This window comes from Microcoleus sp. Aus8_D2, from assembly GCF_036702665.1.
Lineage (GTDB): Bacteria > Cyanobacteriota > Cyanobacteriia > Cyanobacteriales > Microcoleaceae > Microcoleus.
Map to the genome: position 1 here is coordinate 37,240 of NZ_JAUBUN010000034.1, position 19,628 is coordinate 56,867.

The following is a 19,628-nucleotide window of genomic DNA, read 5'->3' on the forward strand; positions in this document are numbered from 1 at the left end:
AGGCATTTTTATGTTAAGCGTGACAGTTGATGAAATTCAGCGCAATCCTTCAAAATATCTGCGTCAAGTGGAGGCAGGTGAAACTTTTGTGATTCTTCAAGCAGATAAGCCGATCGCTGAACTGAGACCCATCTCGTCGAGCGGTAAGCAGCTACGACCATTTGGCTTGTGTGCTGGCGAGTTCACTGTGCCTGATGATTTTGATGCACCTTTGCCGGAAGAGATTTTGAGTGCGTTCGAGGGCAAATGAAAATTCTGCTAGATACACACATCTTCCTCTGGTTTATCAGTGGCGATAGTCGATTATCAGCAGATATTCGAGATGCAATTCGTAACACGGATCGTGAGGTTTACTTGAGTGTGGTTTCAGTCTGGGAGTCAATCATCAAGTACCAGTTGGGCAAATTGCCGTTGCCGGAGCCACCTGAAACCTATTTGCCCAAACAGCGTGATTTGCATCAAATCGTCAGCCTTGCCGTTGATGAAAAGAGCGTTGCTCAACTGGCTCAATTGCCACCGCTTCACCGCGATCCCTTCGATCGAATGCTGATTTGTCAGGCATTACAAAACGGGTTAGCAATTGCGAAAGTGGATACAGCAATCCGAGCGTACTCGGTGAGTCTCCTGTAGCACACAGCTCAACAACGCGGTGCAGCCGAATGAGTTCTAAATCGTGGCGATCCTGATTTTGCTTGCCAAGTCGAAGTCATTACGAGTATGATTTAATAAGAAGCAAAACAGAGAGCCGCCATGAGGATCGAAGCCATACCCCTCAACCAGATTCGTCGCCCCCTGCCGCGAGTCAACGACCAAAGTAAAGTAGCCGCCCTCATGGAATCCATCCGCGAGGTAGGTTTAAACGAACCCATCGACGTGCTAGAAGTAGATGGCCAGTATTACGGATTTTCTGGCTGCCACCGGTACGAAGCTTGTCAGCGTCTCGGTTTAGAAACTATCCCCTGTAAAATACGCCGAGCTCCCCGTGCTGTGTTGCAGATGCACCTAGCCTGAGCAATTCACGACAGGCAAATATTCGATCGCCCAAAACAGTCAAAACAGTCTCAGATGTTCGATCGACAATCACCACTAACAACCTAAAAACCTATGACTGCCAACAACCACAAACAACACCTTTACCCGACGCGCATCGATATGTCAGCCGCCACCCGCTCTCAAGTAGTCGGGCTGCTCAACGCCACGCTAGCCACGACTCTGGACTTAAAAACTCAAGTCAAGCAAGCTCACTGGAACGTCAAAGGCATGGACTTCTACCAGTTGCACTTGCTGTTTGACGAAATGGCGGGGGAACTAGAAGAATACATTGATTTAGTTGCCGAACGAGCCACAGCCTTGGGCGGTTTGGCTGTCGGAACAGCCCGCACAGCCGCCGCAGATTCGATTTTGCCAGAATTTCCCTTCGACATTTTAGAGGGGAAAGAATACGTGACGGCTTTGGCCGATCGCTACGCACCCTACGCCCAACACCTGCGAGTGGCGATCGACAAAGCAGCAGAACTCGGCGACGCCGATACAGCCGACTTGTACACCGAAATTTCGCGGGCTATTGACAAGCGTTTGTGGTTCCTAGAAGCGCATTTGCAAGGCTCTGCGACAACTGCAACAGCCGTCGCCCAGAAAGTTGCCCTCAAATAGCCACAACTTTTGTGGGGTGGGCCCTGCCACAACTTTTGTGGGGTGGGCCCTCTTGGCCCGCCACAGGCTTTCTGGCCTGTGCCACAACTTTTGTGGGGTGGGCCAAGAGGGCCCGCCCCAAAGATGCCTGTGCCACAACTTTTGTGGGCCGTTGCTCCTAGCCCGCCCCAAAGATGTATTTCCTTAAAGCTCCCAACAGTTTACGATCGAGAATATGTCCATTTATTAATTTGGATCAATTTTTCGTGGCAGCTAATATTCCAGATTATGCTTCTCAACTGCAACGCCTGATGCAACAAGCCGGGATTTCGAGCGATCGAGAACTCAGCCAAAAAGCAGGAGTTCCCGAAATTCAGGTCATCCGCCTGCGTCGCGGCTTAGCTTTGAAAACCCGAGCCGACATCCTGCTCAAAATTAGTCAAGCTTTGCAAATTTCCTTAACCGAACTGCTCGCAACCTTGGCGCCCGACTTTGTAGAGTTAGAAAAGGCAGCACCCACAGCCTTAGAACAAGAATATCAGCGCCTCCAAGCTTCGATCGCACAGCAGCGAGAATCTTTGATGCAGGAATTCCAGCTCTCCAGCGTGCAAATTTTAGAATCTTGGATGTTGCAGTGGCCGACTGCTGCGAGCAAAGCTCAGGAAAATCATAACTTGCGGGCCCAGAAACTGCTGCCGTTGCTGCGCCCCGTCGAGCAGTTATTGGAGCATTGGGGGATAGAGTCGATCGCCCCTGTCGGAGCAGAGATTCCCTACAACCCGCAACAACATCAACTCCTGGAAGGAACAGCCCAGCCAGGAACTCCCGTCAAAGTCCGCTACACAGGCTACAGACAAGGCGACAAACTCCTCTACCGCGCCAAAGTTAGCTCTGTTTGATTAATGGCATTCGGCATTCAGCATTCGGCATTCGGCACAAAAAATATTTTCCCCATCTCATAAATAACTCGCCCCTGTGCGCGGCGAGTCAGGCAAGTGTTGCGATCGGCTCCGAAAACAAGGGAGCGCACTCAAAACTATTTTTCCGCCCAGAGGGCTTTCCTCCTCTCTGATTTGGATCGGAGTCCATCTCGCAGCTATACTAGCCTAGTCTGGCTTAGAAATTCTGACATTCCCACCGCAAAATATGAGTCCTGTAGTTAAAATTATTCAGCCCTCTGGCATTTTAGACGGCACCAAGGCAAGTCAATTCCGCCAAGAGATTAGCGACCTAGTGGAAGCGGGAGCCGATGTGGTATTGATCGACTTCCAAGATGTGACTTTTATGGATAGTTCTGGTTTGGGCGCTTTAGTATTGGCGCTCAAAACAGTCCGGGCCGCTGGGAGTCAATTAGTCGTCTGTTCTATCAACGAGCAAATCCGCATTTTATTTGAACTCACCAGCATGGATCGAGTTTTCGAGATCTTTCCGACCCGGGATGCTTTTAATAGCAAAATTCTCTCAACTAACTAACTCTTTTGGCTGCTGCCTTCTTGCCATTTGGTTGCAAATGTGATGCAAGAGGTCAGCTAGCCAAAGTTGATCTTGAGTAAAGACCAATCATCATCAAAAACTGCTTTAGCGTTCAACTTTTGAATGTAGTTCAAAACGAGTTCTAACTGGTCGGCAGTTGCACCGTTGTAAGATGCTAGCAGGTCGATGAAAGGGTCTAGCCCCCAGATATTGCCGTCAGGTTGGTGAATCTCGTATACCCCGTCGCTAAAGATGTAGAGAGTGCTTAAATCCTCGACATCGCAGCAATTATCCATATAGGGGGCGTCGGGGAACATCCCGACCGGCATTCCGGGGGTTTTTAATCGCTTGATTTTAGCAGTGGAAGCAGGCGACTGGGAAATCAACACCGCTGGGGGATGGCCGGCGCTGGCGTAAGTGAGCTGGCGAGTAATGCGGTTGTAAACGCCGTACCAGATGGTGAAATACTTGTCATTTTGGTAGCTCATCTGGAAGGTGGTGTTGAGGGCCCGCAAAACGTCGCTGGGTTTGTAGTAGTCAATGTTGGGGAGCGCGCGCGATCGCAGCAAATTCAGCACCGCCACAGAAGGCAGCGCCGCCCGCAAACCGTGACCGGCTACGTCGAGCAAGTAAATTGCCAAATAATCGGCATCCAGCCAGTTGTAGTCGAAGCAATCTCCTCCCAACTGCCGGGAGGGAATGAATTTTGCCTCGATGCTGACAGGTTCCGTCATCGGATCTGGCAGCAGCGATTGCACGTACTCGGCTGCTTCGGCTAGCTCTGCTTCCAGGCTTTGCTTGGCAATTTTTAAGTCTCGGCTGAGTTGGTGCAGCCGCAATCCGGCGCGTACTCTCGCCTGTAACTCGTTGAGTTCGATCGGCTTGGAGATAAAATCGTCGGCACCGGCGTCGAGCCCTTTGACTCGATCGGCGATCGAACCCAAAGAAGTCAACAAAAAGAATTGCGTAGTTGCCAGCTCCGGATCTGCCTTAACTCGACGACAAACATCTATGCCGGTCAAGCGCGGCATGATCCAATCGCAAATTATCAAGGCCGGACGCATTTTTTGCGCCTGGGCTACGCCGTCTTCGCCATTACTTGCTACTGTCACTTCGTAACCCTGTTTTTTCAGGGTTCTTCTCAGTAGTTCTTGAACAGCCGTATCATCGTCAATAACCAGAATTTGAAACATGGGCACTCAGGTAGTACAAGTCTTTCAAGGTCTGGGGGTCATTAAAAATATATCCTGTCAGCGCGATTGTCTGAGATTGAGTATAGTCTAATAACATCGCTTGCCAGGTAAATGCTTTTGCCTGCCAGCCATCGAGTTCAATTTACCTTTAAATTTGAGCCAAATTTTGGCGAAGTCGAACTCACCCAGTTTATACTCAGAATATAAACTTTTATGGACTTTTTTGAACTGCTGGCGCGAATTGACATCGGGGTGGCGCTTCTGGTATCATAAACAGCTAATTACTCGATTTGACATTTATTTTCCTAGCAGCAAAAGCTAGTATAATCTAACTCCCATTCAATTTTGGCTGTTTTTACATGGCCTGCTGCCCCTATTAGTGGAAAATGACGCTGCCGGTGAATAACTGCCATGGGTGATGTTGCCCCTAGCAGTTCCCGGCTTTTTGGGAAAAAAGTTAAAAACGTAAAGTACAGGCAAGACAATATTTGCCTCTATTTTATGGAACTATAATTTCAGTGGCAGAGCGTGATTGAATTAAAAGGTTCCGAAAAGTTGCGAGTCCTCAAGAAAGCGGATATTCAAATCAATACTGGTCTGAGTGCTTTAGACCCAGTTTTGTCGTGGTTTGCACAATTGTACGAACAGCGAATTCCCACAAGTGTGTGGATACGCTGTCAGTTGGCTTTGGCTGAGGGCTTTACAAATGCGGTGCGTCACGCCCACGGTGGAAAGCAGCCGGATTTGCCGGTTGACATTGAGGTGGTGGTGTGTACTGAATCTGTAGAGATGAAAATTTGGGATTCGGGCCCTCCCTTTGATTTAGACCAAAAAATTAGAGATATGTCAGAAATCGATCCAGAAGCTTCGGGCGGGCGGGGTCTCAAGTTGATGAAAGACATCGCAGACAGTCTCAGTTATACCAGAACTGCTGGTCGGAACTGTCTGTCGATCATCAAAAATTATACTCCTATCCCAACGGCGAACGATGCATCTGATATTTTGCAACTAGGGCCGGAGTAACTTACAGGTTAACGGGCGATCGCAGCTTTTAAACGCGGGACAGAGGGTTGAGCCACAGCAGGATTGTCCGTTTTAATTGATTTAATTCTCGATACACTTCTTGTTTTACCCACTGGCCAAGAGCGTCGAAGGGTGTAAAAATTTGACCGACAGGCCAGCTAACATCTTGACCTAAGGGCGTTTGATGGTTGCCGGCTAGAGTCTGAACTGTAATCATGTCGGGAAATCTCGGTTTTAGCAGACCGGTCAACAGCAGGGTTTGGTCGATGTTGTCGCCGTTAAATTTGACTAACAGATTGCGCCGGATTTGATAGCTATCTTGGATGAGGCGATTGGTGTCTTGCGGGGAAGGGGTAAACTCTACGTTAAAGACGGGGGAAATTTGCTCGACGATCGGGATGGCTTCGGATGCTGCATAATTGTTGAAAGAGATCAGAATATTGCCTGCCCTTTCTACGTCAAACACCGAACCGATGAGCAAGTGCAGTTTGCATCCCATGCTGTGCCCCATACCGTAGACGGGGAGATACGAAGATTTGAGCAATTTAGTGGCGCGCAACCTATCGAGGGCATTTTCAAATTTGTTGAGGACATCGCGGGCGATCGCCATGTGATCCAAAGTATTCACAAAAGGCGTTGCTACTACCACATATCCTTGATTCCCCAAAGCCTCTAACAGCCAGCGATAGGTGAGTTGCGGTGCACTCGCCACAAATGCACCGCCGAGAAAATGTACGATCGCGAGCGGTTTCGAGGGAATTAATACCCAGTTACCAGAAATTTCTTGCCAGTCCATAAATTCAATCAAGTACAAAGTAAAAAGGCGATCGTTATCTGAAGGTATCAGGTAGAAGGTAAAAAGCATAATTTTTGTTAAATTTTTGCTTTTACTTTCTGCCTAACAAATAGGTTTCCTACCCATTTTTTTATTCAAAAAACTTGACTTTTTACTTACACCTTATTTATTGTAAGTGTTTTGGCAGCAAATAGCACGGCGGACGCAGGCTGCTATTTCCCGCTCGATCGGGTTGAGGGTGGCGGTTTAATATAACACAATAGGCGATTGTTAACGCTTTTTTGTGATGGCGCGACGGGAGAGCAATCCGTATCTATTTTTCAGAGGGTTTTATCTCCAATACGGTCTGATCTGAACCGTATTGGATGGACTAAAACTTGCATACAAATACAAGACTTTTTAGGAGAACCCGCTGACTTCAGACGATCGCTGGGGGTTGAATTCTGGTGCCGAATGACGGATGCCGGATGTCGTTTGATGACTCAAATGCTCGTGAGACTTCATCCATTTCCACTTGTTCAGAGTAGCTTGAGGGTTGAGGGCTGTGGTAGCGATGCCATAAATCAGAGTCTGCAAAACCTCCCGATTTAACCAACTTTGTCCCACCTTTCTCATGTAGTGCAGTGCCAAAACTTCTCGGAATTTGTTGAGCCTTGGCAAAAAGGGCAAATTGTTAAAGCACAACTGTTCGTACTCGTTGAGCGATAACTCTTTTTCTCCCCGCAAGCGCCGGAGTTGGTTTTCCTTGACACACTCAGAAGCTATGCGCTTTTTCAGCCAGTGCTTATCTGTGAGAGAGTTTTCTCTAATTCGATAATTTCCCAAAGGTGCTGTCGTCGCTAGCAAGCCGTGCTTTTGAGCAATTTTGGTGAATAACTCTGTATCTTCTCCTACCTGCCAATCTTCTGCAAAGCCGCCTTCTTTGAGAAGAATGAAGCGCTCAACTACCACAGAAGATGGGAAAACCCAAGGACTTTCACCTGTCTCCTTAATCGCCTGCATTTCTGCTTTAGTTGTAGGATAGGTGGGAACGTAACTCAACTTGTTGCCGCGCTTGTCTAAATACCGCAAGGCATGAGCAACAGCTTTGACTTCAGGATTGTCTGCGAGCATCTTCAAACAAACTTCTAGCTTGTTGGGCTCCCAGGTATCATCGCTGTCTAGAAACGCTACATACTTGCCGGTTGCCCGCTTGATCATTAAATTTCTCGACTTAGAAACCCCATAATTTTGGGTATTTCTACAGAACTTAATTCTCGAATCTTGCTTGGCCAGCCTAGCACCAACTTTGGCAGTAGCGTCAGTAGAGCAGTCATCAACAATTAAAATTTCTAGATGCTTGTGGCTGCCATTAACTACGGAAGCAACGGCCTCGGCCAGAGTTTCGGCTGCATTGAATGCAGGAATGATTACACTGACTTTTGGGCTGTTCATAACTTGAATTAGGTGTGGTTTAGTAGTTGTTCGCCGAAGTATAGTCTTCGCCACATATGACCCCTGAATTGGAATACTCAGAAAGTACAGGTTGGACGCTGAAACTGAAAATTTCAGGCTGTGAAACGCACCGACTGCGATCGAGTGCGATGAAAGCGGGCTATGTGCGGGCTGTTAAGTTCCAAGGCAGAATGTTGTTATCGCTTGGATGATTCCAGCTTCCACTCCCGGGCGGGTATGCCAGCAAGGGCAAAAATGGGATGCTGTTTCCGATCGTATGCATCTACAGATAATCAAAGATGCTTTACGGAAAGCATGATACAGCTTTATTAATTTTTGTTACAGGAAATTCAGCAAATTAACTTCCTATATCAAACTCCTTGCCTTGGGGGGAAAGAAGAGAGACAGAGTTGGGTAGGGAATAGGGCGAGAATTGGGATTGTTGCCGTGTTTTCCGCTACTTGCTTGGCTCTTGATTTAAAAGTTGCACTCTCGTTTACCTACGTACAGCCAATATAACAGGCTGGAAGCCCGAGTGCGATCGACCCCAGGGGGGGAGAACCGTCAGGATGCGGATCGCAGCAGATTTGACGGCTAATTTTTTTGACTGATTGCCCTCTGTTGCGTCATCTGAGGGCTTTCGCCAGGGCGATCGCATTTTTAGAGGACCTGTGCAAAGAACCAATTTTTTATACGACAAGCAGAATCTGTGCGAGTCGAGTTGTCAATCAATAGGTGGGCATTGCCCACCCTGCAAGCATAATTTATGCATTAGTCCAGTTAACTGTTTAGCTACTCGCAGAAAGCGGCAGCGTCCGGTCGGCTATGTGTAGCAGGCCAACAGCCAATTAGTTAAATTCTTGATTTAATCGCTTCTGATATCTCATCCACTGAATTTTGTGTACGGTGGCTTGAGGGTTCAGCACTGTTGTGGCAATTCCGTAAATTAGAGTAGGCAAAATCTCACGATTTAACCAGCTTTCTCCGGCTTTTCTCATGAAGCGAGTTGCCACAATCTCTCTTAACTTATTGAGTTTTTTCAACGGCGACAGATTTTGGAAAAAGATTTCTTGGTATTGGGTCAAGGTTAACTCTGATTGACCGCGAATTCTGCGCTGCTGGTTTTCTTTAACGCAATCTATCGCTAGACGCTTGTTCAACCAATATTTATCGGTTAACGAATTGCCCAAAACTCGGTAGTTTCCTAAGGGCATCTTTGTGCTTAGCATCCCGTGCTTTTGAGCTAGTCTGGCCATCAGTTCGGTATCTGCACCTACTTTCCAGTCGTCTAAAAATCCTCCGATTTCTAGGATAGCTTCTCGTTCTACTACTAAAGCTGTAGGAAAAACCCAAGGAAGCGCGCCGTTTTCTTGAACATTCTGCAATTCTTCCCGATTTGTGGGATATGTGGGAATGTAGCTGACCTTCTCGCCTTCCTTGTTGAGATAGCGGAGGGCGTGACCGACTGATTTAACTTCTGGGTGTTTTTTGAGGAGATTCAAACATTCTTCTAGTTTGTTTGGTTCCCAGGTGTCGTCACTGTCTAAAAATGCGATAAATTTTCCGCTTGCTGCTTCGAGCATTAAATTTCTAGATTTGTAAGCTCCTAGGTTTTTCGGATTTTTGTAATACTTAATTCGCGGATCTTGCCCCGCCATGTCAGTAACTATTTTGTCGGTGCCGTCGGTGGAACCGTCGTCAATCACTAGGATTTCTATATTCCGGTGAGTCCCCTGGAGTGCGGAGGCGATCGCTTCGCCGATCGTGTCTTTGGCGTTGAATGCCGGCATGATGATGCTAACTTTTTCGGCGGAATAGTTTGGGCTAATGGCAGGCGCTGCTGCTTTTCTGACAATCCTGGGTGTGACAAGTGCGGGCGAAGCAAATTTGACTTTTTCTGTGTTTAACTTGTTGTCGATCGCACCTGCGATATCTCTAGTCTTGAGGTTTTGGGTGTTAAATCCGGGGATGAATGCGCCGATATTGTTTGCGTTCATAAAGCTTGATGGAGATCTTTATTTGAGATGATTGTTTGCTTCAATAGATTCCGATTAACCAACACTCCGGACAGTGGGGTGAACAGTTCACTAACGCTTTTTGGCCTTTAAGTTCAAGGATTCGGCTTTTTTTGAAAGTTAGCTACACGCCCTGACTTGAAAAAAAGATTCAGCCGTCCGCCCGATCGGGCTTTAAGCCTTAAAATCAGCCAAAATTTTGTCCCGAGTATTCATTAATAAAAATTTAATAATTAATCCAGCCATACTAGCACTCTTCCCGCTTAGCTGCAACACTTTCAGCTATAAGTTTTTTTGATAATGGTCAATATTTCTGATAATTGGAATTAGAATGTAGTGTATTTAACAATTACCGTACTGAAAATATTTGAGGGTGATTAAACTTGTGGCTGCTAATGATTCTGAGCGCAATTAAATTGAATCTATGTCTTTAGGATGATGTCATTTAATTTTTACTGTAATAGCAACTCACAGAACAGGGGCAAAATGTTTTCAAAGTTAAGCAAAAAAGTGCAAATTTATACTTGTTTCCTAACAGTATTACTGTTAGGTGGGTGCCGCCAGCAGCTACAACCAAACTTGCTGCAGCAGCGCAGCAAACAGGCTATGGCAGTTTCGGCTCACCCCCTAGCGAGCGCCGCGGGGCTGAGCGTGCTGCAACACGGAGGCAATGCGGTGGATGCAGCCGCTGCTACGGCTTTGGCGATTTCGGTGGTGGAGCCTTTTTCGGCGGGTATTGGTGGCGGAGGTTTTTTGCTGCTGCGGCGGGCTGAAACTGGTACTGTGCAAGCCTTAGATTTCCGGGAACGATCGCCCAAACGAGCCACGCGCGATATGTACCTTGACAAGCAAGGCAAGGTGCGCCCAAGGGCAAGTCTGGACGGGCATTTGGCGGCTGGCATTCCGGGCACTGTGGCTGGACTTTATACGGTGCACCGCGAGTACGGTAAGTTGCCTTGGGCGGCTGTGGTGGCTCCGGCGATCGCCCTGGCAGAAAAAGGCTTTCCGGTAAGTTCGCGCTTCACCAAGGCTACCCTGCAACGAAAGGATGCGATCGCCAAAAACCGATCGGCGCGGGAGGTTTTTACTCGCGGTGGCATTTTATACCAGCCTGGGGAATTGCTGGTTCAGCGGGATTTGGCGCGGACTTTGCGGCAGATTGCACAAAATCCCCAAAGTTTTTATACCGGGGATATTGCGCGGGCGATCGCCACCGACATGGCTAAAAACGGCGGCATCATCACTCTCGAAGACCTCAAAAACTATACGCCGATTTGGCGAAATCCGGTTTGCGGTAACTTTCGGGCTTACGAAATTTGTGCGATGTCGCCTCCTTCTTCCGGCGGCGTTCATTTATTGCAAATCTTAAATATTCTCGGAGAGACGGATCTCAAAAAGTTGGGGAGGCAAAGTTCAGATGCGCTACACTTGCTGGCGGAATCGATGAGGATTGCATACGCTGACAGGGCTGAGCATTTGGGCGATCCAGATTTTGTCAATGTGCCCGTCAAAGCTCTGACTAGCCGTAGCTATGCCAAATTGCGCCGATCGCAAATCCAAATGTCAAAAGCCAAACCTTCGGGCGAGGTAAAAGCTGTTGACGCTGAAACTTTGAGCCGCTTTGTGCAGGAGTCGCCGGAAACTACGCACCTGACGGTAGTTGACAAAGAGCGCAATGTTGTTAGTTTGACGTTTACGGTGAATGGCGGTTTTGGGGCTGGGGTTGTGGCGGCGGGTACGGGAATTTTGCTCAACAACGAGATGGACGATTTTGCTGCTGCGCCGGGAGTGCCGAATTTGTTTGGTTTGGTGGGCGGTGAGGCAAATGCGATCGCCCCGGGGAAGACTCCTTTATCGAGCATGACACCGGTGATTGTTTCGGAAAATGGCAAATTTCGCCTCGCTGCGGGGGCTCCTGGAGGCAGCACGATTATTACCACGGTGCTGCAAATTGTCCTCAACGTGTTGGTTTACGACATGAATGTCGGCGATGCTGTGTCTGCGCCTCGGGTGCACCATCAGTGGGAGCCCGATCGCCTGATGGTGGAACGCGGAGGTTTTGAGGCTGGGACGCTTGAGGAGTTGCGCAGGCGGGGACACCAGATTGTCGAACGATCCGGCTGGGGAAATGCGAATGCGATCGTCCAGACTGATGACGGTTGGTTGGAAGGGGCTGCCGATCCGCGCGGGGAAGGAGAAGCAAGGGGGTTTTAGCGATCGGTCATTAGTCATTAGTGCTGTCCCCGCTCGCGAACTTTGTCATCAGTCATTAGTTGTGATATCAAGTGAGGTCGATCGACCCGACTTGATATAAATTGCGGACTTACGCAGAAACCGGGGTTTTTCCGCAAAATCTTTTGTGAAGGGCGATCGCCAACCGTATAAAAACCCGGTTTCTTCGGTATGCTGTGCGTAAGTCCTGAAATTATTAGTCTGTGTACGTGTATTTTGGCATTGGTATTTTTGCCCTGAGGTTTATTGATTGACTAATTGCTAAGAAATACCAAAACTATTAACCACCCACGCCGTAAGTTTACGTATATGTAAAGTCATTGTAAAGGCACTAGACATTGATGCTTATATCATGTGAAACTGAAGTTGTGCATTGAATCAGCTTTGTGTTTTCAACAAAAAGATTATGATAACTTCTCACAAAATTGCTACCTTAACTGCTACATTGACTACTGCTATGAGCTTGTTGGCAGCCCCAGCAATGGCATTTTCCGTAGGGGCAACTAATAACACTGAGACTTTGAAAAAGAATTTGTTGGGAAATAACACAGCAGGATTGAGTAATTTCTCTGTTTCAGTTACGGGGAATCAGGCTGCTTTTGGTACTTTTACTAATGACCCTTTTGGTTTGCAGTCAGGCGTTGTTCTCAGCACTGGCAAAGTCACCGATATACCGGGTCAGAATCGGAAAGATAACGTAATGACCAACGGCAGCGATTTAAACACGGACTTTGGAGTAAAGGGCGAAGCTGGGGATTTAACTCAGCTAGACCTCAGATTTTTTGCTGACGACACTGCTGAAAAATTGTTCTTTGAGTATGTATTTGGTTCAGAGGAGTTTCCTGAGTTCGGCGGTTCTGAATACAATGACGATTTTGAACTGTTACTGAATGGTCATAATTTGGCAAAATTGAGCGACGGGAAAGAAGTTACGATTAATAATCTTGTTCCCGAGCAAAATAATCGCTCTACAGATCATTCAGACTATATTAACAACCCAAGTTTGACAGGTATTGCTGCTAACATCATTAAGCTAGACGGTTTTACTAAAATTTTAGGTTTTGAGGGTCTGCTGAAGCAAAATCAGACGAATGTTCTCAGCATCCGCATTAAAGATATCGGCGACGGTAATTTAGATTCTGCTGTATTTATTAAAGGCGGTTCTGTGGGAACGATAAAAACTGATACGGTTCCCGAATCGGTGGCTGTATTGATGAAAAACAATTCTGTCGGGGCGGTAGAAGCTGAGCCGGTTCCAGAACCGATGACGGTCGGAGGTTTGATGGCGGGAGGTGCTATGCTGGCTGCTGGACGAAAGTTGCGCCGCCGGAAATAATTAGTATCAACAGCTTTCCCTCAAAAAAATCAATATAATTAGGTAGGTAACATGAGTGCTTTGTCAACCCAAGACAGCTCCCAGAAGTTTGACCAGCACGTTGTCAAAAAGCAACCCAGTAAAAATTACCCCGAAACAGGAATATCTGGGGGAAATTTTTATTTACTTTGCCCACCTAAACTAATAAATTATTATCAATTAAATCAACCTGTAAAAACTCAGCTACACTTCCTACTGCATCTCTTGGGAGAGACTTTGGTCGTGGATAATTCGCAGCAGGCTATGGCTATTATTCATTCAGCTTGGCAGCAACTCGGCCCAATCGAAACAGTTTTCATTGAGGAAGACTTCCCAACATCTACTGCCCTCAAGCATCATAAAATCCAAGAATTTGATCGTTACATGGAAGTATTCCACGTCGAGGCAAAGGAACCAGCTAAGTTAATTGTTGCCAGCGTGCTGCGAGCTTATTTGGGGTTCTTGGAGATCGACAAAATCTGGCCTCTCGATCCGACAGAGGTCAAACTTCTGAAAGTAGGTTTTCAAACTTATGCAGACCTATTATTAAGGGTTTTCAACTTGCCCGTTGTTCAGGGAATTGAGAAGAGTGACACCAACTGTTCAACGGCTGACTATCGGGGACCCGAGAACATGAGCCCCTTGGAAGTTTGGCAGAAAAGTCATTGGGTATTTTTAGTTTTTTGTCAAGCCCTAATTGTCTGCCTGAAGCGCTTTGTAGATGCCGTCCAAACTGGAAACATGGACACAGCCAAGATTGAATTGCAGACTGCTGCTGACTTAATGTGGGCATCGGGAGCAGCGATGAAGCTCGCGGGAAGTTTTAGCAGACAGATATATGAAAGTGAGGTTCGCCCCACCATGACTCCGGGAAACCCTCAGTCCCTAGTAGAGTCAGAGCCTTTAAGTGGAATAATGATGTGGGAACACGATTATCTGGTGAATGTCATCTGGAAGAAACAACTCTCTCCCATCTTGCCCACCCTGCCCGCCATCCTTGAGGCGGAGTACGCAGAATTTGTCCGGGCTTATCAACAAGGTCTCTCAGCGGGACATAAAAGCGTTTGTACGAAATTTGGAGGAGGTGAAATCGGAGCACTGACAGCTTCACATTTAAATAGTAATAATGCTGTAGCCAACTTAGAAAAATTTGAGCAAAGTCGTTTAAAGCTGCTAGATCCCCAGAAGCATTTTTCGGGAAAATGTCCATTTCATCAAGCTTAAAATAAGCGCAAAAGAATCTATACTTTTTCAAAAAAAGTATGTATAATCAAACATTAGGATTGAGCGCAGAAAACAACAATCAACTATTTTTTAAAGTTAGCTGTTGCACTCAAATATAACCAGAGGAGCGGAAAATGACCTTAGAAAAGAAAAGCTGGGTTTTACTCCAAGAGGCACTGGAACGATTAGAACTCGGATTTCAAACATTGCCAGAAATTGAACATTCTCCTAACTTAGATGCTATGCGAACCGTGCTGTTGGAAGTCGCAGAGAGGATGCAAGACAATTATCCCTATCCCCATCCCCTCTACGCTGGGCAAATGCTCAAACCACCCACAGAAATTGCCCGTCTTGCTTACACGTTATCCCTTTGGATCAATCCCAACAATCATGCCCTTGATGGTGGACGGGCAAGTTCGGCAATGGAAAAAGAAGCCGTGGCAGAAATTGCCAAAATGTTCGGTTGGGAAACCCATTTAGGACATCTGTGCGGTGGCGGGACAATGGCGAATTTAGAGGGATTATGGGCGGCAGGAAATTTACAACCAAACAAAAAAGTTGTCGCCTCTAATCAGGCACATTACACGCATTCCAGAATTTGCGGTGTACTTCGCATTCCCTTTCAATCTGTTAGGTGTGACAGTCGCGCCCGGATGGATGTAGCAGCCTTGAAAACACTGCTCCTCCAAGATGATATTGGCACGGTGGTTGTGACGATGGGGACGACGGGAATGGGTGCTGTCGATCCCCTACCTGAGATTCTCGAACTTCAGGCTGAATATGGGTTCCGCATCCATGCAGATACCGCCTACGGCGGTTACTTTATCTTGGCAGATAATCTTGATGCCGAAACCAGAGCGGCTTATGACTGTCTCAAACAGGTTGATTCCATTGTGATCGATCCCCATAAACATGGACTCCAACCTTACGGTTGTGGGTGCATTCTTTTCAAAGATACCTCTGTTGGGAAGCTTTATAAACATGATTCACCCTACACTTACTTTAGTTCTGAGGAATTCCATTTAGGTGAAATTAGCCTCGAATGTTCAAGGCCGGGTTCATCGGCGGTAGCACTCTGGGCCACTCAACGTTTACTCCCTCTAATTCCAGGCGGTGAGTTTGCTACTTCTTTGAGTAAGTCACGCAAAGCAGCACTTACTCTTTTTGAGAAAATCCAAAATGATTCGCGATTTATCGTGGCTTTCTGCCCGCAACTGGACATTGTTGTTTGGGCTGTAAAATCTGAGAGTGCGAGTGAATCTTCACGACTAGCAAAGGAGATTTTTCAAGTAGCAGGAGAGGAAAATCTCCACCTAGCTTTAGCTAATGTATCGAAAGATTTATTTTTAGAGACTGGGGAAGGAATCAATTGGGATCGAGACTCTATTACCTGTCTGCGGTCTTGTTTAATGAAACCCGAACATCTAGATTGGATAGACAGTATTTGGCAAATACTTGACTTGGTAACAACAAAGGTTATGTATGGAGTTTAAACCTAACTCTGTAGGCTTCACCATAATTCTTGGCGTGCTGGCTGCAATGCTACCGCTATCAATAGATATGGGATTACCAGCATTTCCTGCAATTGGCATCTCGCTAAATGCCTCTCCTGCGGCTGTAGGACTAACACTCAGTCTATTTATGGCTGGCTATGCTACATCGCAACTTGTCTTTGGTCCACTTTCCGATCGCTACGGGCGTAAACCCATCTTACTAATCGGCTGTGGACTCTTTGCGTTTGCTAGTGTTGCTTGTGCGATCGCCCCATCAATTAATGCCCTCGTGGCTTGGCGCTACCTTCAGGGTGCTGGTGCTGGTGTTGGTATGACATTGATGTTGGCAATGGTTCACGATCTGTTTGAAGGTGCTACTGCTGGCACCCAACTCTCCTACATTAACCTAGTAATCAACATAGCACCAATAATCGCACCAACAATTGGTGGGGGAGTATTGGCGATCGCTAATTGGCGAGCTATCTATGGGGTATTAGCTGTCGTAGGAGTGATACTTATGTTGGCTATTGCGATCGGATTTGACGAGTCAATTAAATGTCTGGATGTAAATGCTCTCAAACCACATCGACTGATCGGAAATTATCTGCGTGTTCTTAGTAACCGAGTTTGCATTGGATATGCTCTTGTCAATGCGCTCAGTTTTGGATGTATGTTTGCCTACGTTGCAGGTTCATCACTTGTAATGCTCAATGTTATGGGGATCTCAACAACAACTTATGGGTTGCTATTTGCATCAACGGCTATTAGTATTTTAGCTGGGTCTTTCCTAAGTGGAGTATTGAACTCTCGTGGTGTACGATCAGCACAATTGCTGGGCTTTGGGTTAGTAATTGCTGCTACTTCAGCTATGGCACTTGTCTTAGTTTCGGTGACTGGTGCTGCTCAGTTACTCACACTATTACCTCTGCTCATAATTAACACCTTTTGTTATGGGTTAATTGCACCCAATGCTATCCATGCTGCCCTTGACTCAGTAGAAGATATTGCAGGTAGTGCTGCCGCCGCAATCGGATTTCTAGATATGTTAGGCGGTGCGTTGGCAAGTTTCATGGTTGGCTTTTTCTTTGATGGACATACCGTTAATGTCATGTCTGAGGTAATGGCATTATTTGCGATCGCTTCGCTTGCTACATATACTCAACTGAAATTTCATAAATAAAAATCTCCTAATCCTAATTATATTAGGCTAGAAAAATACAGAAAATATGGACAATCTATTAAACCAGTGCATTCACCATCTCTTCCAAGAACAGGCTTCCAAAACCCCGGAAAAAATCGCTCTTGTAATGGAGGAGACAAAGCTCACCTACTCAGTAGTGAACGATCGAGCAAATCAATTGGCAAATGCGCTGCGATCGCTTGGGGTGGGCTTAGAAACCCCAGTTGGCATCTGCTTGCAACGATCGCCCAAAGCAGCAGTCGCCATTCTGGGAATCTTAAAAGCAGGCGGGGCTTATGTCCCCGTAGATCCAGACTTCCCAGAAGCCAGAAAACAGTACATTATTGAAGATTCTGGGTGTGAATTTCTGATAACAGAAAAGTCTCTTCTGAATACCCTTCCCCCTTTTGACGGGCGGATTCTCCTGGTAGACGACGAATCTCTATCGCAACAAGAAAGCAGCAACCCAGACATTCCCGTCACCCCGGATGCCTTAATGTACATTTTGTACACCTCCGGCAGCACTGGCACCCCCAAAGGCGTTTGTGGAATTCACCGAGCCACTGTTAATCGCTGTATTTGGATGTGGAATCAGTATCCTTTTAGCTCTGGCGAAGTGTGCTGCCACAAAACCACCCTCAACTTCGTGGATTCGGTTTGGGAGATTTTTGGGGCATTGCTCAGAGGAGTAAAAGTCGTCATTCTTCCTCAGTCTTGCAGTGCCAACCCTCAAGAAATGATTGGCTTCCTTCAGGATGCAAAAGTGACTCGCATCATCCTCGTGCCATCCTTGCTACAAGCGCTGCTCAACACGCGCCCAGATTTGGGAGAAGCTCTCCCCTGCCTCAAAATTTGGACGGTAAGCGGAGAGCGATTGACACGAAATCTGTTGCAGAAATTCAGAGCCAGCGTGCCTGACGGGATTTTGCTGAACCTCTACGGGAGTACCGAGGTAGCAGGTGACGTTACTTGGGCGGAGTTTGCCGGAGATATAGGAAATTTAGAACGGGATGTGCCGATCGGTCAACCCATCCTCAATGCCGAGATTTATATCTTGGATGAAAATTTACAGCCAGTTGCCCCAGGCGAGGTAGGCGAATTGTGGATAGGAGGTGCAGTGCTAGCACGCGGATATCACAACAAGCCTGAAGAAACCAAAGCGCGATTCATCCCCAATCCGTTTTCTGGCAAAGGTATTCTATTTAAAACAGGAGATTTAGTAACCAGAGAAAATAATGACCTACTGTATTATGTTGGTCGGGTTGACAACCAGGTAAAAATTCGGGGATTTCGAGTAGAACTAGAGGAGATTGAAAAAGTCTTGACGCATTTCCACTCAGAAATCTCCAATGTCACCGTTATCGTTCAAGAAAACGAGGCGGCACAGGAAACAAAACAGCTAGTCGCGTTTGTTGTTCCTTCCACAGTTAATGTCGATGCAATGAAACAGCACGCCGTCTCCAAGCTGCCCCATTATATGGTGCCAGCGAGAATCGTTGCTGTAGATGAACTACCCCTGACTCCCAACGGTAAAGTCGATCGCCAAACCTTATCTGGCATGAGTGGGTGGAGCTTCAGAGTCATCGATTCGGAAAAGCTGCCTCAAACCGAAACAGAAAAGTTACTAGCAGACATTTGGCAGCAGATGTTTCTTATTTCTCCCGTCAGCAGAGACGATGATTTCTTTGAGCTAGGTGGAGACTCTTTGTCTGTTGTATCTTTCCTCGTAAAACTGAAGCAAGAATTTGGGGTAAGCATTCCCCTTTCCAACTTTGTCAATGAGCCATCCCTCGGATCTTTAGCAAGGCTTTTTGATAAATCAAAACAGTTCAAGTCTTTTCCAGTGGTTGAGGTGCGCTTGAGTGATGTTGAAATCGTTCCGTTTGAGGAGAAATATTTAGAACAAACTGTGGCATTAGTCAGCGAATCCTTCACATCCAGAGAACCCTTGGGAATTAGCTTGGGTATTCAGAAAGAAGAGTTCAAGATATTTTCGGAAAAAGTTTGTAGCAACAGCCTCTCAGAAAGTTTATCCTTTGTCGCGTTCCATCGGCTTTCTGGAAATGTGATTGGATTTTGTTTGAGTGAAGATTTTGCTAGTTCCCTGGCGGGGGAATTTGAAATACCTGAGTTCTTGAATCCAATTTTTGCGCTATTGGATTCTTTAGATAAAATGTATATCAAAAGTTACGGGGAGATGCAAGTAGGAGAGATTGTCCATGTATTTATGACAGGTACGTCTTCTGATGTAGATGGTACTGCTATTGCCTTAGCTTTGGAAAAGAAGGTACTTGAAGTAGCAGCAAGTTTGAATTACCAGCGTGCTGTCACAACTTGTACGCATTCGGTTACGGCCTATATTGCTCAAGAGTTGGAATATCAACGAAGATATGCCGTGCAGTACGAGTCTTTTGAATTTGAGGGCAGGCGCGTTTTTTCTAATGTTTCTGCTCCTCATACAGAAGCTGTGCTGTTTGAAAAAGTGCTGTAAAAACCATCATTGTATTCAAGACGGTTCAGTTAAGACTGATCCCCCCTAGCCCCCCTTAAAAAGGGGGGGACAAGAGTATTGTCTTTCG

The 19,628-nt window shown here is 46.6% G+C and carries 17 protein-coding genes; 13 read left to right on the top strand and 4 right to left on the bottom strand.

The annotated features are described in order from the left end of the window. Positions 1 to 10 precede the first annotated feature (10 nt). The 6 genes from QUB64_RS23270 (at position 11) to QUB64_RS23295 (ending at position 3,105) form a co-directional block, all read left to right on the top strand. Positions 11 to 250, top strand: coding sequence for a type II toxin-antitoxin system Phd/YefM family antitoxin (locus tag QUB64_RS23270; protein WP_333275607.1), 240 nt, complete (start codon positions 11 to 13; stop codon positions 248 to 250). Next, complete coding sequence (locus tag QUB64_RS23275; protein WP_333275605.1) at positions 247 to 630, top strand: type II toxin-antitoxin system VapC family toxin; 384 nt, start codon at positions 247 to 249, stop codon at positions 628 to 630. The genes QUB64_RS23270 and QUB64_RS23275 overlap by 4 nt, the downstream gene beginning before the upstream one ends. A 120-nt stretch (positions 631 to 750) precedes the next feature. Continuing rightward, positions 751 to 1,011 (top strand): sulfiredoxin, encoded by a 261-nt coding sequence (locus tag QUB64_RS23280; protein WP_333275603.1) that lies wholly within the window; start codon positions 751 to 753, stop codon positions 1,009 to 1,011. 93 nt (positions 1,012 to 1,104) lie between these two features. Then, positions 1,105 to 1,653, top strand: coding sequence for a DNA starvation/stationary phase protection protein Dps (dps, locus tag QUB64_RS23285; RefSeq protein ID WP_333275601.1), 549 nt, complete (start codon positions 1,105 to 1,107; stop codon positions 1,651 to 1,653). Between the two features lie 173 nt (positions 1,654 to 1,826). Next, positions 1,827 to 2,531: a helix-turn-helix domain-containing protein gene (locus QUB64_RS23290; RefSeq protein ID WP_333275599.1), complete on the top strand. Its 705-nt coding sequence runs from the start codon at positions 1,827 to 1,829 to the stop codon at positions 2,529 to 2,531. Between the two features lie 247 nt (positions 2,532 to 2,778). After that, positions 2,779 to 3,105 carry an STAS domain-containing protein gene (locus QUB64_RS23295; RefSeq protein WP_293148351.1) on the top strand — a complete coding sequence of 109 codons (327 nt, stop codon included), beginning with the start codon at positions 2,779 to 2,781 and terminating at the stop codon, positions 3,103 to 3,105. A gap of 56 nt (positions 3,106 to 3,161) precedes the next feature. On the opposite strand, the gene QUB64_RS23300 is transcribed toward QUB64_RS23295, so the two are convergent. Next, positions 3,162 to 4,298 carry a PP2C family protein-serine/threonine phosphatase gene (locus tag QUB64_RS23300; RefSeq protein WP_333275596.1) on the bottom strand — a complete coding sequence of 379 codons (1,137 nt, stop codon included), beginning with the start codon at positions 4,296 to 4,298 and terminating at the stop codon, positions 3,162 to 3,164. 528 nt (positions 4,299 to 4,826) lie between these two features. Between QUB64_RS23300 and QUB64_RS23305 the strand changes: the two genes are divergently transcribed. Beyond that, a complete protein-coding gene (locus tag QUB64_RS23305; protein ID WP_333275594.1) occupies positions 4,827 to 5,321 on the top strand; it encodes an ATP-binding protein in 495 nt (164 codons plus the stop codon). Positions 5,322 to 5,349: 28 nt separating this feature from the next. On the opposite strand, the gene QUB64_RS23310 is transcribed toward QUB64_RS23305, so the two are convergent. From QUB64_RS23310 to QUB64_RS23320, 3 genes are all read right to left on the bottom strand, one after another. After that, on the bottom strand, positions 5,350 to 6,117 hold the full coding sequence (locus tag QUB64_RS23310; protein ID WP_333275670.1) for a DUF1350 family protein: 768 nt from the start codon (positions 6,115 to 6,117) through the stop codon (positions 5,350 to 5,352). A 399-nt stretch (positions 6,118 to 6,516) separates the two neighbouring features. After that, on the bottom strand, positions 6,517 to 7,551 hold the full coding sequence (locus QUB64_RS23315) for a glycosyltransferase family 2 protein (RefSeq protein WP_333275592.1): 1,035 nt from the start codon (positions 7,549 to 7,551) through the stop codon (positions 6,517 to 6,519). Between the two features lie 848 nt (positions 7,552 to 8,399). Next, positions 8,400 to 9,548: a glycosyltransferase family 2 protein gene (locus QUB64_RS23320; protein ID WP_333275590.1), complete on the bottom strand. Its 1,149-nt coding sequence runs from the start codon at positions 9,546 to 9,548 to the stop codon at positions 8,400 to 8,402. 504 nt (positions 9,549 to 10,052) lie between these two features. Here QUB64_RS23320 and ggt point away from each other — a divergent pair. From ggt to QUB64_RS23350, 6 genes are all read left to right on the top strand, one after another. Beyond that, positions 10,053 to 11,780: a gamma-glutamyltransferase gene (gene ggt / locus QUB64_RS23325; RefSeq protein WP_333275587.1), complete on the top strand. Its 1,728-nt coding sequence runs from the start codon at positions 10,053 to 10,055 to the stop codon at positions 11,778 to 11,780. A gap of 424 nt (positions 11,781 to 12,204) precedes the next feature. Continuing rightward, positions 12,205 to 13,134: a choice-of-anchor L family PEP-CTERM protein gene (locus QUB64_RS23330; RefSeq protein ID WP_333275585.1), complete on the top strand. Its 930-nt coding sequence runs from the start codon at positions 12,205 to 12,207 to the stop codon at positions 13,132 to 13,134. Positions 13,135 to 13,416: 282 nt separating this feature from the next. Further along, positions 13,417 to 14,376, top strand: a complete 960-nt coding sequence (locus QUB64_RS23335; protein WP_333275583.1) for a hypothetical protein — start codon at positions 13,417 to 13,419, stop codon at positions 14,374 to 14,376. Between the two features lie 134 nt (positions 14,377 to 14,510). Further along, on the top strand, positions 14,511 to 15,869 hold the full coding sequence (locus QUB64_RS23340) for a pyridoxal phosphate-dependent decarboxylase family protein (protein WP_333275581.1): 1,359 nt from the start codon (positions 14,511 to 14,513) through the stop codon (positions 15,867 to 15,869). Further along, on the top strand, positions 15,859 to 17,049 hold the full coding sequence (locus QUB64_RS23345) for a multidrug effflux MFS transporter (protein ID WP_333275579.1): 1,191 nt from the start codon (positions 15,859 to 15,861) through the stop codon (positions 17,047 to 17,049). Before QUB64_RS23340 ends, QUB64_RS23345 begins: the two co-directional genes overlap by 11 nt. A 46-nt stretch (positions 17,050 to 17,095) precedes the next feature. Continuing rightward, the gene (locus tag QUB64_RS23350) at positions 17,096 to 19,540 is read left to right on the top strand and encodes a non-ribosomal peptide synthetase (protein ID WP_333275577.1); all 2,445 of its coding nucleotides are present in this window, start codon (positions 17,096 to 17,098) and stop codon (positions 19,538 to 19,540) included. Positions 19,541 to 19,628: the final 88 nt, after the last annotated feature.